This is a genomic window from Pseudomonas sp. SWRI99, from assembly GCF_014270125.1.
In the GTDB taxonomy this organism is placed as follows: Bacteria; Pseudomonadota; Gammaproteobacteria; order Pseudomonadales; family Pseudomonadaceae; genus Aquipseudomonas; species Aquipseudomonas hamedanensis.
Genome location: NZ_JABWQR010000010.1, coordinates 119157 through 134466 on the forward strand (window position 1 = coordinate 119157; position 15310 = coordinate 134466).

Genomic DNA, 15310 nt, shown 5'->3' on the forward strand with positions numbered 1-15310 from the left:
AGAAGCGGTCACTGGAACTTCCTTTGCCCAAGGGGATCGTGCTAGCGGGCCGTACGTCGCCGGTTTACTAACTACTGAGGAATCAGCGACGTTCAGGATGCCCACTGTCTGCCTGGAAAGCTCTAGTGAATGTGATAGATGTCCGCCGCGTTTTCCACTTCGTCGCGGCCGCTCTATACGTTTCGCACTGAAATCATGTTAAATTGCCATTGCTAAGAATCTGGGATATCTAAACAAGTATAGGGAAGAGAAAAGTGAAAAAACACGCAACCAAATTTATTGCGTTAGCTTTCTTTTATGCCGCACTATCTGGATGTGCAAACAACAACCCGTACACAAATTACTACTCCGTCCTGAACGGAGCCACTCCCGAAAATATAACCAAAACTCGATCTGCCCCTCCACCAGAAACCCCACTGGTCGATAACGTTAGTCCTGAGCAAGGTCAAGAACGGCTGGATATGTGGGCTCGCAGAGGTTATATCGCTATTGGCAAGTCATCGTTCAACAGCCCCCAATCCATTCCTGAAAAATTTGCAGTCGAGCAAGCAAGAGCCGTTAAGGCCGATCTGATTGTCATCAGGAGCCCTCAATACACGGGCAGTTATGCAACTTCGACAGCGGTCGTAAAGCCCACGATCAGTACAACAGAAGGATCGGCGCTACTGATGGGCGCTTCTGGCCACACCAATGCCATTGTCAAAGGGACGGGGACGACGCTCACTACAACCACCGATTACGTTCCGACAACAGAGCATCGGGCAGATTACGCGGCCGTTTACTTTATAAAGCAGACAGTCGTATTTGGAGTTCGCACAGCGGACCTGACGGACAAGGAACGCCAGGAGCGGCAGTCAAATTATGGCGTAAAAGCAACCATGGTCGCTGATGACTCTCCAGCTTACAATGCAGATATTCTCGTTGGGGACATACTGGAGACACTTGACAACGAAAAGATAAAAAACAGCAATCACTTGGGCGCCCTGATTGAAACAAGGGTAGGCAAGAAAGTTGTTGTCGCCCTTAGTCGTAACGGAAAAACAATCACAAAGAGTATTCAGTTCAACAGTAAAACCTGAGGTATTGGGCTTACCTGTCCGGTGAATACGGGTCCGGAAAGCTTAGCCGCCACCACGTTATATATAACCAAGCCCTGATTGCTCGGGGCTTTGCAGTTTATATCATTCACGAATATTTCGCGTGGCGTTTGCCTCGAGAGGAAGAGGTCCTCTGTATAAAACTTCTGATGCAGAAATGGGACCAAAAACCAAAGAGCTGATCTCTCTGTACTTGAGCAGCTTGCAAAAGTGCCTGAAACGATGGAGATGCGCATTTGAGTCAATGGATGCGGAAGGCCAAAACCCTCCTTGAAGATTCCGACTACTCCGGAATCACTTGCCTGCTGTCGAGCTATGGAGACATGGGTTCGTTGAACGACCTGATTCTTGGACAGGCCTTTGCCGATGGTGTCTTTGCGTGGAGACCGAACCATCTCGAGTTGAACAATAGATTCAGCGAGTTGCGCAACCAGGCTGCCCAGCTCGCTGCCGAGATAAAGCGTTCACAGTAGCCTTCGTGACAGGCAGCTTTTGGCCGATAGCTGACAGTCACCCAGCAGCTTCGGCCAACGCTCATTTCCTCTGAGAAATAAATGAGTTCCCTTTTGTGCCCCTGACCGCTTCGTAACCGGGTGGCGCCAGGTGGTTGAACACCGCTTCCTACAAAACGCTGCGGCAACTGTTGGCGCTGCAGATCATGCATGGATTCCCTGTTCTCGATCGCGGTAACCGTAGCGATTTCAGGCGGGGGGGGCCAGCAGGGAAATCAGGCGCGGCTCGATGCTGTCGGGTTGTATCTCGAGAATTGCCAGCGTGACCGGCAATTTGAAACGCCGAGGGCCGGCGCTACCAGGGTTCACGTATAGACGATCGCCGCGCCATTCTATGCGCGGTTTGTGGGAATGGCCGGTGATGATGAGCTTTATGTCTGGATCTAGATCGGCGGGGACGTCGGCGATGTCATGGATAAGGAGAGTGTGCCAGCCGTTGAGAGTGCAGGTCAGAAGGTCGGGGAGGTCTTTGGCCCATGGGCTGCTGAGATCATTGTTGCCGCGCACGGCGTGGACGGGAGCAATTTTGGACAATTGGGTGAGGATGTCCGGGTTGCCGATATCGCCGGCGTGGATGATCAGGTCACAGCCTTGGAGCGCGCCGATGGCTTCGGAGCGGAGGAGATTGTGAGTGTCGGATATTACGGCGGTTTTCATGGGCCAATTCTCCGTGGACGTTTCGGGTAGGAGTGACCATTTCGACCCATAGCTGTCATTAAATTGAGGTAACGAAGCAGGTTTCGAGGCCTACACATACTGGCGGTAGTGCATTAATCAATACGATGGCATCGTCACCCTGGTTAAGGTAGATCAATGAGTCACCGGTCTCGAACGTAACTCTGATCTTTCTCGTCGTTGAAATAGTACTGGTCGTGCAGCAGCACGCTCAGCCGTTTTCCCAAGAGCGAACGTGCGTTTTGCAGGTCTAGGACAGCTCTTGTAGGGGATGGGGAGTGCCGGCTAGACATCGGCATCTCATATTGGTGGGAAGAGAGGCAGATACTACACAAACGTCATTACGTCCGCTTCTGGCCGAAAGCCGACATTCGGCGACATGTCCACCTACGTAATATCCTGCAGCGTCTCGCGAGCAGATCCTCCAGTCGATCAGCGCGGGCTTATTTATTCCCCATCGCCTGCTTCAAGCTGAATTCGCCTGAGAACATCGTCGTAAGGCACCAGGTCGAGGAAAGCAATGACTTCCACTGCCCGCAAATTGTGCATGCGCATAATCCATACGTAGCTGTTGCGATAAGGCGCGCCATCGGCTGCGGTGGCGATGCCGTCCCAGTGCACAACCACGTCATCGCCTTCAGCCCAGATATCCGCCACCGTCGGGCGCACGGGTGAAGCAAGACGTTTTGCGAAGGGCTGGACTGCCCGTTTCAGGAAGTCATCTCGGCCCCGATAAGTACCCGCCGAAGGACTCGTCCCCTTGATGGTCCAGATCACCTCGGGCGCCAGCACATCTGTGAAGAACGTCCGGCCGCCCTGAGCCCACTGGTTGAACGCTTGCGCAATGAATTGGCGGTTGCGCTCCGTAGTCGGTTCGCTGGCCACGGCGGGTGCCAGTCCTCCAATCAATGTCGTGAGTACCAGTGTTAGCGCTGTGAAGATGCGTCGAACAAAAGTCATTTCCTATGCTCCTGTATCTGTCGGAAGAACTTACCCATTTTTATGGGCCGTTGTGGCTAACCTGAACGAGCCGGTAGTTGCGTTCCCTCACGCCGTTGTTCTATACGGGGCATTGGCGAAGAATCGTCTGCCGGGACATGAAGTGGCCGGCAAGTACCCGCCGACCTCATCTGAAGTGTGACCTACGAGCGGAGGAGGGCTGTTACAGGATCGTCCTGATTTCTTGCTTGATCATCCGAGGCAATATCTTCATTTCAACGATTTGGAGTTGTTCTTGAATTCACTGGTAGAACTTGTCGATATCATCGGGCGTCACGCCCAAAGTGACGGCATTCACAGCACCTCGATTGCGGGTGTCAGCCTGATTCGCTCGGCTACGCCCACGATGCCTATGCCGGTGGGGTACGAGCCAACACTCTGCCTGGGCGCTCAGGGACGAGTGAACTTGCGCTGCGTCATCCGCTAAGAGACGAGAGCGTCAGTGCGCCGCCGGCAGGCATTGCGCTCAGCGATACGACTCCAGAACTGCTGGATGCAGCGGTTCGCCTCGCCGGTCTGCTCGGAATGCCACCGGCAAAGGACGCCTGGCGGCTGCGCACGGACATTTGCGGGATTTGAATCCAGCAGTTTTCGTCGCGCAGAAAAAACGAGGCCACTTTTGCGGCCTCGTTTCCAGTGGATCACTCGTGTGAATGTCCGTGCTCGGCGCTCTCGGAAGTTGCACTTTTCTCACCAGAGCCGCAGGCCGCTATCAGGCCCAGGAAGCAAATCATGAGTATCGAGCGAATCAGTGTTGTCGGGTTTTTCATGGCAAGACTCTTGAAGTAAAAGTTGAGATAAACGGCTTGTGACCATGCGTAGCGATTTTCGGTAGCAGAGTAGCCTTGGCTGTTTCGGACTACTGTTTGACGCCCAAGTAATCGCCGGTCGCATTCAGCGAGATGGTCACGTCGTTGTTGCTGCGATTCCGCCAGAACCAGCCATGGGCGCCGTCAAATAGGGCGGTGAATTCCCCTTTATTGCTTTTGACCTGCTTGCCCTTGTTGTAGCTGTGGAAGTAACCCTTTTCGCCGTTGTAGGGCTCACCGTGGGTGTCGTAGTTCACGAGCCCGCCAGTGGCTGTCCATTCATAACTGACAGTCTTGCCCTTCAGCACTTCCAGTTTGATTTCCGTACCTTCGCCAGGTTTGAGCGTTACGCTCATCTGATTGGACTTCAGGGCCGGGGAGGGTGCCGTTACTGGCAGAGCAACAGGCTCCTGAACGGGCCGGACTTGCGCAACTTGCTGCACCGGAGCTGGAGCGGCAGTTGGCGTCGGAGTCGGAGCTGATGCTGGAGCGGCTGCTTGAGGCGGCGCGGCATCTGCCAGCGCTTCCTGAGCAAGGATGATTTTCAGTTCGCCCATCTGGGTCAGCCCTAGCGTTCGGCCTACACCGGTTGGATCAATAGCGTATTCAGAGGGCATTACGACGGTCACCAGAAGGCCAGCGGCAACCAGTATTGCGATGACGGTCGAGCGCAGCAGTTGGCGGGTGCTGGGCAGTTCATTAACAGTTGGAAGCGGAGTATTGAACATGGTCAGAATTCCTTACGCGGAGACAAACAGGCCGGTGATCTGGTAACCCATCAGGAGGAAACCGGCACTCATCATGGCGACGTTGGCGGTATAGGCGTGGCGCCAGAAACTGCCGGTGCGCCGCCAATACCCCATCAGAATGAGAATCGCGCTGAGGGCCAGCAACTGGCCGATTTCAACACCAACGTTAAAGGCGATCAGGTTTGGAATCAGGCCATCGGGTGAAATCTCGTATTCCTGAATCTTGGTCGCCAGACCGAAACCGTGGAGCAGGCCAAAGATCAGCGTGGCCACTTTGGTATTGGGTTGGAAACCGAACCAGCGCTGGAACGCGCCGAGGTTATCGAGCGCCTTGTAAACCACCGAGAAACCGATGATGGCGTCGATGATGTAAGCGCTGATGCTGACCTCGGTCAGCACGCCCAGCAGCAGCGTGACCGAGTGGCCTGCCGCGAACAGCGTGACGTAGAGACCCACGTCTTTGAGGCGGTAAAGGAAGAAGATCACCCCGAACAAAAACAGCAGGTGGTCATAGCCGGTCATCATGTGTTTGGCGCCCATGTAGATGAAGGGCAACAACATGACGCCGGTACTTTCCTGGATGAAGCCTTTGTCACCTTCCGCAACGGCGTGAGCCATCGCCTCGGGCATGCCGAAAAAAAGTGCCGCTATCAATAAAAACAACAGCAATAGCGGGCGATGCGCGGGCGCAGAAAATACGCCAACACCGTTCATTGAGTGCGAATGCATGAATTGATCCTACGTTGCAATGATCGTAAGCCGCGTTGCGGCCATGGTCAGGATGCGAACGAAGGACGGGGTGGACGCTCGATCAGGAAAATCGGCGGCGGGGGCACAGCGTGTCGAAGCGCATCAAACCGGATCGATAGCATTGGCGAGGTCGCCAGTACCAATGCGGCTGTGAGTTGCGGCGTTTCGTGCTGATGATCAGGGGTCAGTGGCGAGTGATAGTGTTCTGAAAGACTTGCGTGGCTGGAGGAGGCCTCTTCGCCGTGGGAGTGATGGGCGTCTTGAGTGATTTCCCAGGCGGGCTGTTGCGACGGCACTGACAACGAATAGGTATGCCCGGCCCAGGCCACAAACAGGGCGAGTGCCAGCGCGATTACCACTGTCGTTGTCAGTGTTTTGCTGAACATGGCGTTAGGGTTTCAACTCGTTTTTAAAGGGCTTCAAGTGATTTGACCGGATCCCCCCTGGGGGGATAGGATGCCAGCGTAATCCATTGACGCCTGGGGCTCAAGTCATGAGTGAGCACGACCACGAACACAGCCACGCCCATCCCCACACCCACCAAAGCCACGAGGCGATCATCAAGCGCCTCAAGCGAGCGGATGGCCATTTGCGCGGCATCATCACCATGATCGAAGAGGGTCGCGAGTGCGTAGACATCGCCCAGCAACTGCATGCCGTTGAGAAAGCGATCTGCCAAGCCAAGCGCACGCTTATCCAGGACCACATTGATCACTGCCTCGAAGACACCGTTTCGGCGCTAGGCAATGGCGAGCGCGCACCGCTGGAAGCGTTCAAACAAATCACCAAGTACCTCTAGGTCCGACATGCCCGATTTCGCTCAACTGCTGCAACAAGGCGGGGCTAACGCCTGGCTGTATTTCCCCAGCGCTATCTTGCTGGGTGCTTTGCATGGCCTGGAACCGGGACATTCGAAAACCATGATGGCGGCGTTCATCGTGGCCATCCGTGGCTCGGTCAAACAGGCTGTTTTGTTGGGGCTGGCCGCGACACTGTCGCACACTGCGGTGGTCTGGTTGGTCGCCATTGGCGGCATGTACCTGGGCAAGGGACTGGATGCGCAAACCACCGAGCCATACTTCCAGCTCGCGTCTGCCGCATTAATCATCATCATTGCACTGTGGATGCTGTGGCGGACCTGGCGCGGTGAGCAGATGTTCAGGTTCGAGCAGGGTAGGTTCGAGCAGGGTGATCACCACCACGGTGAGCATGATCATGGTCATCACGAAGAGACTCACCGGATCGATACAGGCCACGGCCGTGTTGAACTCTCGATCTTCGAAGAAGGCATGCCACCGCACTGGCGCATGAAGACGTTGAGCGGGCACGCCTGGGCAGCCTCGGATGTGCACGTAATCACGACGCGGCCGGACGGTAGCAGTCAATCGTTCGCTTTCGTGGAGCGCGAAGGCTTCCTGGCGTCGACGGTAGATATTCCAGAGCCGCATGAGTTCAGCGCTCGATTGAGCCTCGGGCACGCTGGGCATTCCCATGATTACGACCTGACGTTCCAGGAGCACGATCACGGGCATGCGCATTCCGGACTGGAAGGTCTGGAGCTGTCAAGTGATGGCTATCAGGATGCGCACGAGCGTGCTCATGCCAACGACATCCGTAAACGGTTCACCAACCGCGAAGTCACCACAGGCCAGATCGTCATGTTCGGGCTGACCGGCGGCCTGATTCCTTGTCCGGCGGCCATCACCGTTCTGTTGCTCTGTCTGCAGGTTAAAGAAGTCGCGCTTGGCGGCATGCTCGTGGTGTGTTTCAGCATCGGCCTGGCGCTTACTTTGGTCACTGTCGGCGCTGCCGCCGCGATTGGTGCCAAACAGGCTTCCAGTCGCTGGCCTTGGCTGGGCACCGTGGCGCGCCGCGCTCCTTATCTGTCCAGCGTGCTGATTATTGGCGTTGGGCTGTATGTGGGCTTCCATGGCTGGGTCGGCCTGAATGCATAACCCGGATTTCAGACCAACGACTACCAGTGCCACTAAACGGCAATAGCCCAGCGTCAGGCTGGGCTTTTGTACGAGCGGGTCCCTTTAGTCTTAAGGGATCAGTGCAGTGTTCCGCCGGGCCGGTTGCCCGACGTCTGCGCGTCAACGCTAGCGCAGCAGATGTACCGCCAAACCGGCAAGCGCGCAGGCAAACAGCACTTGAATGACGCCGCGCTTGAAGCGGAACAAAGCTATCGCCGCTGCAATGGCAATCAGTGCAGAGGGCCAGTCGAGGTTACCGCTGAAGCCTGTCGGCCAAAGCACGTGATAGCCGAAGAAACACGCCAGATTGAGAATCACCCCAACGACGGCGGCTGTGATCGCGGTAAGCGGTGCGATGAACTTGAGTTCATTGTGGGTGGACTCCACCAGCGGGCCGCCTGCCAGGATGAACAGAAACGAAGGCAAGAAGGTGAACCACGTCACGAGGGCCGCAGCCACAGCGCCCGCAAGAAATACGTTATCGGCACCGAACACTTGCAAGACATACGCACCGACGAAACCAACGAAAGCCACCACCATGATCAGCGGCCCGGGTGTGGTTTCCCCCAGTGCAAGCCCGTCGATCATCTGCGTTGGGGTGAGCCAGCCATAGTGACCGACGGCGCCTTGGTAGACATAGGGCAGCACGGCGTAAGCCCCGCCGAAAGTCAGCAGTGCCGCCTTGGTGAAAAACCAGCTCATCTGGGTCAAGGTGCCGTCCCAGCCAAAGAGTGCGGTCAGAACGCCCATCGGCAACGCCCACAACACAGCGCCGATCACGGCCAGTGATGCCAGTCTCAACCCGCTGAAGCGCGCATGTTCCGGGGTGGGGGTGTCGTCATCGATCAAGGCGGGGCCGAAGGATTTTTTGGAGGCGCCATGGCCCCCGGCCGTGAATTTTTCAGGCGCCAGCCGCCCGCCGACATAGCCAATCAGCGCGGCTCCCAAAACAATCAGAGGGAACGGGACATTGAAGGCAAATATCGCGGTAAATGAGGCCGCTGCTATCGCCCACAGCCAATTATTCTTTAATGCCCGAGAGCCGATCCTGTGCGCGGCCTGCACAACGATGGCCGTTACGGCAGGCTTGATTCCATAAAACAGCCCGGCCACCACAGGCACGTCGCCGAACGCGATGTACATCCACGAAAGCGCGATCAAGATGAACAAGGATGGCAGCACAAACAGCGCTCCGGCGATCACGCCTCCCCAGGTTCGATGCATCAGCCAACCAATGTAAGTCGCCAACTGCTGAGCCTCAGGTCCAGGCAACAACATGCAGTAATTCAGCGCATGCAAAAATCGGCGCTCTGAAATCCAGCGCCGCCGCTCAACCAGCTCCTGGTGCATGATCGAGATCTGGCCCGCTGGCCCGCCAAAACTGATGAAGCCGAGCTTCAGCCAAAACCAGAATGCCTCCCGCAGGCTGATCTGCTCAGGCCTCGACAGATCTGCTTCCGCCGCCGGTGGCGAGACCTTATCCATTGTGTTGCTCCTCTTTCGCAAACCCGGCGAGCAGCCCATCGAAGAGGGCGCTCGCGGCAGCCAGTAGTTGATCGTCGTCGGTAATGGTTTCTCGCAGCCCGGACAGTACCCGTTCGATGCCGGCAGCTTCCATCGGCTGAATACCTCCGACATCAAGGTAATGCACCAATGCGGCAATTCGGCTTAAGCCTGGTGCTTGGAGCGCAAAGCTGGCTTGAAGGGTTTCGAAGGTGACACGGTTACCGACATGACTGAAGGCCGCGTCATCGAAGTCAAAACCCAGCGCATCGACCGGACACTCCTGTGGCGTGTTCAGCCAGAGGATCCGCGCGTGGGCATCGATAAAGCGCTGAATTAACCAGGCACAGGCCAACCGGTCGACCCAAGGACGTTTACGGGTTGCCCAGATACGGCCTTGATAATCGTCGAGATCAAGTGCGGTTATTGGCTGGTTGCTGCTGTGTGGTTCATCCGGCGACAGGGCTCTACTGAGCGCCGTCTCCAGCGCCTGCAATGCCGAGTCAATCTGCTGCCTGGGCTTGCCTGGGAAGTAATCGATGCTGACCAGTTGATCGTAGGCTTTGCGCAGCTTGCGAATGTGTTTGCTGGTTGCCAGCGCATTTTCAGCATTCAGTTGTCCGCGGCATTCTTCGATCTGCGCACTGAGCTTTGCGTAGTCATCGCTGCGGTCGAACAATTTGACGAAGCGCTCACCGGCGGGATCGACGACCGGCAGAATGTAAGCCGTGCCATTGATGGCGAGGATATCGCGCTCGACCGACGTCAGGGCTTCACGGCAGGGGCCATTATCCGGCAACAAATACGCGCCATCGCGCAGCACCGCGGCCCCGGAAGCTTTCAATGCGCGCCAGGCTCGCATGCGTTCAGTGGCATTGGCGGTGGGTAAGCCGAGGATCAGAGCTAGCCAATTGGTCATGTAGAGAAAGATTAGTTATTTGTAGTGTTAATTACATTACAGGGGGGCTCGTCGATTGGGAAGATCGCGCCTCGAAACAGATTTTGAACTTTGCCTTACACGCCATTTCCATTGTTTGAGGTGACAACCTTCCAGCTTCGCCCCCCGAAGCTGACGACTACACCTGAATCAAGGAATGACCGTGGCTGCTTCCACCCATAAGACCGCTCTGCGCCGGGCAATCACTTTCCCGATGCTGTTTCTGTTTATTCTCGGCGATGTTCTGGGCGCGGGCGTGTATGCACTTGCCGGAACGATTGCCGGGGAGGTGGGAGGCGCCATATGGGTGCCGCTGCTGATTGCACTTGTTTTCGCCATGTTGACGGCGGGCTCCTACGCAGAGCTGGTGACCAAATATCCCCACGCCGGCGCTGCTTCGGTCTTCGCTGAAAAGGCTTTCAGGTCACCGCTCATTTCTTTCCTCGTCGGTTTTTGCATGCTGTCTGCTGCGGTCACCAGTGCGGCGGGCTTATCGCTTGCGTTTGCCGGTAATTACCTCAACGCCTTCGTGGACGTATCGCCGCAGATCGCAGCGCTGGTTTTCCTTTTGGCTATTGGCCTGCTCAACGCGCGAGGCATCAAGGAGTCGCTCGGGGCAAACCTGGTGATGACCGTGATTGAACTGTCAGGGTTGATTCTGGTTATCGTGGCCGCTGTCTGGTATTTCCGCACAGGCGAGGCGGATCTGGGACGGACACTCACGTTCAAGCCTGGCGTCAGCCCGATGCTGGCCGTGCTGGGTGCGGCTTTGCTTGCCTTCTATTCCTTCGTAGGCTTTGAAACTTCTGCAAATCTGGCAGAGGAAATCAAAGACGTTCGCAAGGTATACCCTCGTGCCTTGTTCGCGGCTCTGCTGACCGCTGGCGTGGTTTACATGGCAGTGGGCGTGGCAGCTTCTTCGGTGTTGTCTACCGAAAAACTGGTGTCCACGTCGGCTCCTTTGCTCGAAGTTGTCCGAGCATCGACGCTCGAAATCCCGCCAGCGCTGTTCTCCTTCATTGCCCTGATAGCTGTCGCCAACGGTGCGCTGTTAACCATGATCATGGCCAGTCGATTGACTTACGGGATGGCGAACCTGGGGCTGTTGCCAGGCGGTTTGGGCGCGGTTCTGCCTAAACGAAAAACCCCATGGGCTGCAATCGTCGCAACCACCGTGGTGGCTATTGCCCTGACGCTTACAGGTACCTTGGCAACGCTGGCGCAAACCGTAGTGTTGCTATTGCTGTTCGTTTTCCTGAGTACCAATGTGGCGGTGCTCGTCCTTCGCCGCGACAGGGTTGAGGAGGATCACTTTCGCGTTCCGACCCTTGTTCCAGTGCTCGCGATCGTGTCGTGTCTGGTGTTGCTCAGTCAGCAGGGTTGGGAGACCTGGTTGCGGGCAGGGGCGTTGATCATCGTGGGGATGTTGCTGCACGGCTGCTCTCGTATCAGTTTGTCGGCGATCGGTAAGGCTGGCTAATGCAAGCGTTCTTGGTGGGGGATTGGTGTTGTTTGGGCGGGCGTCATCGCGAGCAGGCTCACTCCTACAGTTGGTGATATTCAAAAGGAGTCACACGTTGTCAGTCTGCGGTCGGGTGAGTAAGCTGCCCAGATGAATCAGACCTCCGCTTCCTCATCCTTTCCCGGCCCGCGTGGCCCCGTCGATCACGACATTCGTGATCAGATTGTCGCGGCGGCCAACGAGCATTTCAGCCAGTACGGCTACGCCAAAACCACGGTTTCTGACTTGGCCAAGGCCATCGGTTTTTCCAAGGCGTACATCTACAAATTCTTCGATTCCAAACAGGCGATCGGCGAAGCCATCTGCGCGAACTGTCTGGCGCAAATCGTCGCGGCGGTCGAGCAGGCGATCAACGAGGAAAACCTGACGCCCACCGAGCGTTTCCGCCGACTGGTGAAGACCGTGATCGCCACGGGTGTGGACCTGTTTTTCAACGACCGCAAGCTCTACGACATCGCGGCGTTTGCCGCCGGCGAGAATTGGCCCAGCGCTCAACGTTACGATGCCCAGATCAAGCGCTTTATCACTGACATCCTGCGAGAAGGGCGTGAGGCCGGTGAGTTCGAGCGCAAGACGCCGCTGGACGAAACCGTTGAGTCGATCCACCTGGCGCTGCGCCCCTTCGTCAACCCGCTGCTGCTGCAACACAACCTGGACTTCATCGAGGTGGCACCGACGCTGACCTCAAATCTCGTCTTGCGCAGCTTGATGCCTTGATCCTCCGCTGATCCGGATCCCGGATCAGCCGCCCCCCGCCCGTTTCTGTTCTCGACGCACCCGCACCGTGGAAGCATTCGACTGCACGTAAGGTGACTGTTGACTGATATGGTCACTCGGATAACATGAGCCGCTGCAATGCTCGATGTTCCCTTTCAGAGACACCCATAGAGTCCACACAATGAAAAAAACAATGCTCAAGCGCCCCGTTGGGCTGGCTGTCGTGCTTGCTTCCTCGAATGTCCTGGCGGGCGGTTTTGCACTCAATGAGCAAAGCGTCAGCGGGATGGGATCAGGTTTTGCCGGTCGGTCTTCTTCGGCCGAAGACGCCAGTACCGTTTTCGGCAACCCGGCGGGCATGGCACGGCTTAAAACAGAGCAGGTGAGCGTGGGGCAGGCAACGCTGTTCGCGAAGTCCGACATCAGCCACACCCGCAGTACGTTCGGCGGGAAAGAAGACGGTGACATGGTGCCGACTACCACCGTGCCGATGGGCTATTACGTCAAGCCCATCGATGAACATTGGGCCTTCGGTGTCGGCTTTTACGTGCCGTTTGGTTTGATCACTGACTACGGCAGCGGTTTCGCCGGCCGTTACTACGCCAATAAAAGCGAAGTCACCACGCTGACGTTCCAGCCGACCATCAGCTATGCCTTCAACGATAAAGTGTCGATCGGCTTTGGCCCAACCATCAACCGCATCAGCGGTGAGCTGTCGGGGATGGTTGCCAATCCGCTGAGTCCCGGGCGCAATGACGGCAAAGTCAAAAGTACCGGGGACGACACTGCGCTGGGCTTTAACGCCGGGATCATGCTGCAGGCCAGCGAGCAGATGCGCTTGGGCCTGACCTATCACTCCAAGGTCAGTTACCACCTCGATGCGAAAACCAAACTCACCGATGGCATCTTCAACGTGCTGGGCGTCAGTGGCCGCAGCTATGACGCATCGCTGGACGTGGACACGCCTGAGTCGGTGGACTTCTCGGTCACCCATCAACTAAACAACGACTGGACGCTGTATGCCGGCAGCACCTGGACGCGCTGGAGTCGCTTCAAAGAGCTGACCATTGAAAACAGCGGCTTGCCGCCATTGCTCAGCGGCCAGTTGGGCACGATCAGCGAAGAGCAGAACTGGCATGACACTTGGGCTCACGCCATCGGCGCGGCGTATCAATTGAACAACCAATGGGTCCTGCGTGCCGGGTTCTCGGTTGATCAATCGCCTGCCAACAACAGCAATCGTGGGCCGCGTATTCCCACCGGCGATCGCAAGGTGTTCAGCCTGGGCGCCGGCTGGACGCCTGCGCAGAACGTCACCATCGACGTCGCGTATTCCTATCTCCGGGAGGAGAGCGTCGACATCAACCACACCTCGGCAGGTAAAGGTTCGTACAGCGCCCAATACAAAAACAGCGCCAGCGGACTCGGCACTTCTGTCAGTTACCGCTTTTGATTCAGCGTTAAAAAGCGGGCCGGGTGATTTCCGGCCCGCTCACGTTCTCCAGTCGTCGCAGCGACTTACCGCGCCGCTACAGACTGCGCCTCGCCGGGTTGCCAGCCACCCCCGAGCGACTTGAATAACGCCACCGCCGCGCGGCTCGTTTCGGTTTGCGCTCGCGCTCTGGCATCTGAGGTTTGCAGCAACGTCTGATCCGCGCGCAGCACATCAATCAAGCTGGCCGAGCCTTTCTCATAGGCGCTGAACGCTGACTGCCGAGCCTGTGTCAGCGCCGCTTCGCCGTTGCCAAGCGTGATGGCCTGGGCTTGTCGATTGACCTGTGCCGACAGCGCGTTCTCTACGTCTTCCGTTGCGCGCAATACGGACTGGCGGTACGCGGCCAGGGCTTCGGCTTCCTGACCTTTGGCCTGATCGATCTGCGCGTTGATCCGCGCAAAATCGAAGAGCCGCCAGCGTAAGCCGAAAACACCCGCCGCCTGGCTGGCGCCATTGGAAAACAGGTTGCCGCTGGAGACGGAAGTCGCGCTGCCGACCAAGGCACCGAGCGAAAATTTCGGGTAGTACTCGGCGATGGCTGACCCGATGCGTGCGTTGGAGGCCGCCAGCCGGCGCTCGGCGACGATCAGGTCCGGCCGGCGCCGCAGCAAGTCGGCCGGCGTTCCCAGCGCTTGCAACTGCGGCGCAACCGGGATGCGTCCCGCGCCTGCCAGTTGTGTTCGATGGGTGCCGGGCGGCGTGCCGAGCAGCACATCCATTGCATTCATGGCCGCATCCACACCGGTTTGCAGCACCGGCACAGTCGCCTCGACCTGAGACAGTTCACCTTCAATCTGCCGAACCTGATAGCTCGCCGCCAGGCCCTTGCTGTAAAGCAACTGGACCTTTTCCAGCAATGCGCGCTGGGTTTTGACTTGTTGGTTGGCAATCTCCAGTCGCGTCTGTAATCCGCGAAGGGTGACGTAGATATCCGCGGTTTGCGCGGCGATCGCCAAGCGTGTGGCGGTGAATCCCGCTGCGGATGCCTGGTACTCGGCGACGGCCGCCTCGCGCTCTCGGCGCAATCCGCCAAATACGTCCAGCTCCCAGCCAGCCTCAAGATTGGCCTCGTAGGTATTGCCATATCGGTCGTAGCCAGGTGTCGAATTCAACACTTGGCCCAGTGGCGTTTCGACGGATTGGTAGGCGCGCGCAGCTTGGCCGCTGACAGCCGCCGAAGGCAATAGCGCGGCATTGGCAGTGCCCAGTCCGGCGCGTGCCTGGGTGACTCGCGCCGAAGCCTGCGCCAGGTCGAGATTCTGCGCCAGGGCCTGGGTGATGAAGTGGGTCAACACCGGGTCATTGAAGCTTTCCCACCAAGCAACGAGGCTGCTCGGGGTGGCTTCAGACCCCGCCATGGACGATTGCCGCTGGAAGTGATCCGGCAGCGGGGCGGGCGGTCGCTGGTAGTCCGGGCCAACCGTGCAGCCCGCCATCAAGCCGACGCTGAGGAAAAGGGTGATGGGGCGGAGGAGGTGCATGGAGATTCCTGTTTGGGTTACGTGACTCTCAAGCGAGGGATGGAAAATTACGCTGTTTGTGACTGTTGACGATATTGGTCACAAGACT

General features: G+C 57.3%; 15 protein-coding genes. 7 read left to right on the forward strand and 8 right to left on the reverse strand.

Features of this window, described 5'->3' with window-relative positions; translation table 11 throughout:
- Window positions 1-254 precede the first annotated feature (254 nt).
- Entirely contained in the window at window positions 255-1079 is an 825-nt protein-coding gene (locus HU743_RS27455) for a PDZ domain-containing protein (protein WP_186648540.1), read from the forward strand.
- Window positions 1080-1333: 254 nt separating this feature from the next.
- A complete protein-coding gene (locus tag HU743_RS10595; RefSeq protein WP_238351723.1) occupies window positions 1334-1570 on the forward strand; it encodes a hypothetical protein in 237 nt (78 codons plus the stop codon).
- Window positions 1571-1798: 228 nt separating this feature from the next.
- On the opposite strand, the gene HU743_RS10600 is transcribed toward HU743_RS10595, so the two are convergent.
- From HU743_RS10600 to HU743_RS10620, 5 genes are all read right to left on the reverse strand, one after another.
- Window positions 1799-2266, reverse strand: coding sequence for a metallophosphoesterase family protein (locus tag HU743_RS10600; protein ID WP_186648542.1), 468 nt, complete (start codon window positions 2264-2266; stop codon window positions 1799-1801).
- Window positions 2267-2731: 465 nt separating this feature from the next.
- Entirely contained in the window at window positions 2732-3244 is a 513-nt protein-coding gene (locus HU743_RS10605) for a nuclear transport factor 2 family protein (protein WP_186648544.1), read from the reverse strand.
- An 898-nt stretch (window positions 3245-4142) separates the two neighbouring features.
- Window positions 4143-4820 (reverse strand): transmembrane anchor protein, encoded by a 678-nt coding sequence (locus HU743_RS10610; RefSeq protein WP_186648546.1) that lies wholly within the window; start codon window positions 4818-4820, stop codon window positions 4143-4145.
- 12 nt (window positions 4821-4832) lie between these two features.
- Entirely contained in the window at window positions 4833-5570 is a 738-nt protein-coding gene (locus HU743_RS10615) for a HupE/UreJ family protein (RefSeq protein WP_186648548.1), read from the reverse strand.
- 47 nt (window positions 5571-5617) lie between these two features.
- On the reverse strand, window positions 5618-5977 hold the full coding sequence (locus HU743_RS10620) for a hypothetical protein (protein ID WP_186648550.1): 360 nt from the start codon (window positions 5975-5977) through the stop codon (window positions 5618-5620).
- A gap of 107 nt (window positions 5978-6084) precedes the next feature.
- Here HU743_RS10620 and HU743_RS10625 point away from each other — a divergent pair, with 107 nt between their 5' ends.
- Together HU743_RS10625 and HU743_RS10630 are read left to right on the forward strand one after the other, a co-directional pair.
- Window positions 6085-6390, forward strand: a complete 306-nt coding sequence (locus HU743_RS10625; protein WP_186546469.1) for a metal-sensing transcriptional repressor — start codon at window positions 6085-6087, stop codon at window positions 6388-6390.
- 7 nt (window positions 6391-6397) lie between these two features.
- On the forward strand, window positions 6398-7546 hold the full coding sequence (locus HU743_RS10630; RefSeq protein WP_186648552.1) for a nickel/cobalt efflux transporter: 1149 nt from the start codon (window positions 6398-6400) through the stop codon (window positions 7544-7546).
- 147 nt (window positions 7547-7693) lie between these two features.
- Here HU743_RS10630 and chrA read toward each other — a convergent pair whose 3' ends face one another.
- Window positions 7694-9052 (reverse strand): chromate efflux transporter, encoded by a 1359-nt coding sequence (gene chrA, locus HU743_RS10635; RefSeq protein ID WP_186648554.1) that lies wholly within the window; start codon window positions 9050-9052, stop codon window positions 7694-7696.
- Window positions 9045-9989, reverse strand: a complete 945-nt coding sequence (locus HU743_RS10640; RefSeq protein WP_186648556.1) for a chromate resistance protein ChrB domain-containing protein — start codon at window positions 9987-9989, stop codon at window positions 9045-9047. Before HU743_RS10640 ends, chrA begins: the two co-directional genes overlap by 8 nt.
- A 175-nt stretch (window positions 9990-10164) precedes the next feature.
- Between HU743_RS10640 and HU743_RS10645 the strand changes: the two genes are divergently transcribed.
- The 3 genes from HU743_RS10645 (at window position 10165) to HU743_RS10655 (ending at window position 13699) form a co-directional block, all read left to right on the forward strand.
- Window positions 10165-11487: an APC family permease gene (locus HU743_RS10645; protein ID WP_186648558.1), complete on the forward strand. Its 1323-nt coding sequence runs from the start codon at window positions 10165-10167 to the stop codon at window positions 11485-11487.
- 132 nt (window positions 11488-11619) lie between these two features.
- Window positions 11620-12246 carry a TetR/AcrR family transcriptional regulator gene (locus tag HU743_RS10650; protein ID WP_186648560.1) on the forward strand — a complete coding sequence of 209 codons (627 nt, stop codon included), beginning with the start codon at window positions 11620-11622 and terminating at the stop codon, window positions 12244-12246.
- Between the two features lie 181 nt (window positions 12247-12427).
- Window positions 12428-13699 carry an outer membrane protein transport protein gene (locus tag HU743_RS10655; protein WP_186648562.1) on the forward strand — a complete coding sequence of 424 codons (1272 nt, stop codon included), beginning with the start codon at window positions 12428-12430 and terminating at the stop codon, window positions 13697-13699.
- A gap of 65 nt (window positions 13700-13764) precedes the next feature.
- On the opposite strand, the gene HU743_RS10660 is transcribed toward HU743_RS10655, so the two are convergent.
- Window positions 13765-15222, reverse strand: coding sequence for an efflux transporter outer membrane subunit (locus tag HU743_RS10660; protein ID WP_186648564.1), 1458 nt, complete (start codon window positions 15220-15222; stop codon window positions 13765-13767).
- Window positions 15223-15310 lie beyond the last annotated feature (88 nt).

Excerpts from the sequence above, each read along its gene's own strand:
- HU743_RS10660 (WP_186648564.1), bottom strand. The coding sequence starts at position 15,222 with ATGCACCTCCTCCGCCCCATCACCCTTTTCCTCAGCGTCGGCTTGATG.
- HU743_RS10655 (WP_186648562.1), top strand. The coding sequence starts at position 12,428 with ATGAAAAAAACAATGCTCAAGCGCCCCGTTGGGCTGGCTGTCGTGCTT.
- HU743_RS10620 (WP_186648550.1), bottom strand. The coding sequence starts at position 5,977 with ATGTTCAGCAAAACACTGACAACGACAGTGGTAATCGCGCTGGCACTC.
- HU743_RS10640 (WP_186648556.1), bottom strand. The coding sequence starts at position 9,989 with ATGACCAATTGGCTAGCTCTGATCCTCGGCTTACCCACCGCCAATGCC.
- HU743_RS10630 (WP_186648552.1), top strand. The coding sequence starts at position 6,398 with ATGCCCGATTTCGCTCAACTGCTGCAACAAGGCGGGGCTAACGCCTGG.
- chrA (WP_186648554.1), bottom strand. The coding sequence starts at position 9,052 with ATGGATAAGGTCTCGCCACCGGCGGCGGAAGCAGATCTGTCGAGGCCT.
- HU743_RS10610 (WP_186648546.1), bottom strand. The coding sequence starts at position 4,820 with ATGTTCAATACTCCGCTTCCAACTGTTAATGAACTGCCCAGCACCCGC.
- HU743_RS10600 (WP_186648542.1), bottom strand. The coding sequence starts at position 2,266 with ATGAAAACCGCCGTAATATCCGACACTCACAATCTCCTCCGCTCCGAA.
- HU743_RS10650 (WP_186648560.1), top strand. The coding sequence starts at position 11,620 with ATGAATCAGACCTCCGCTTCCTCATCCTTTCCCGGCCCGCGTGGCCCC.
- HU743_RS10605 (WP_186648544.1), bottom strand. The coding sequence starts at position 3,244 with ATGACTTTTGTTCGACGCATCTTCACAGCGCTAACACTGGTACTCACG.
- HU743_RS10625 (WP_186546469.1), top strand. The coding sequence starts at position 6,085 with ATGAGTGAGCACGACCACGAACACAGCCACGCCCATCCCCACACCCAC.
- HU743_RS10615 (WP_186648548.1), bottom strand. The coding sequence starts at position 5,570 with ATGCATTCGCACTCAATGAACGGTGTTGGCGTATTTTCTGCGCCCGCG.
- HU743_RS10645 (WP_186648558.1), top strand. The coding sequence starts at position 10,165 with ATGACCGTGGCTGCTTCCACCCATAAGACCGCTCTGCGCCGGGCAATC.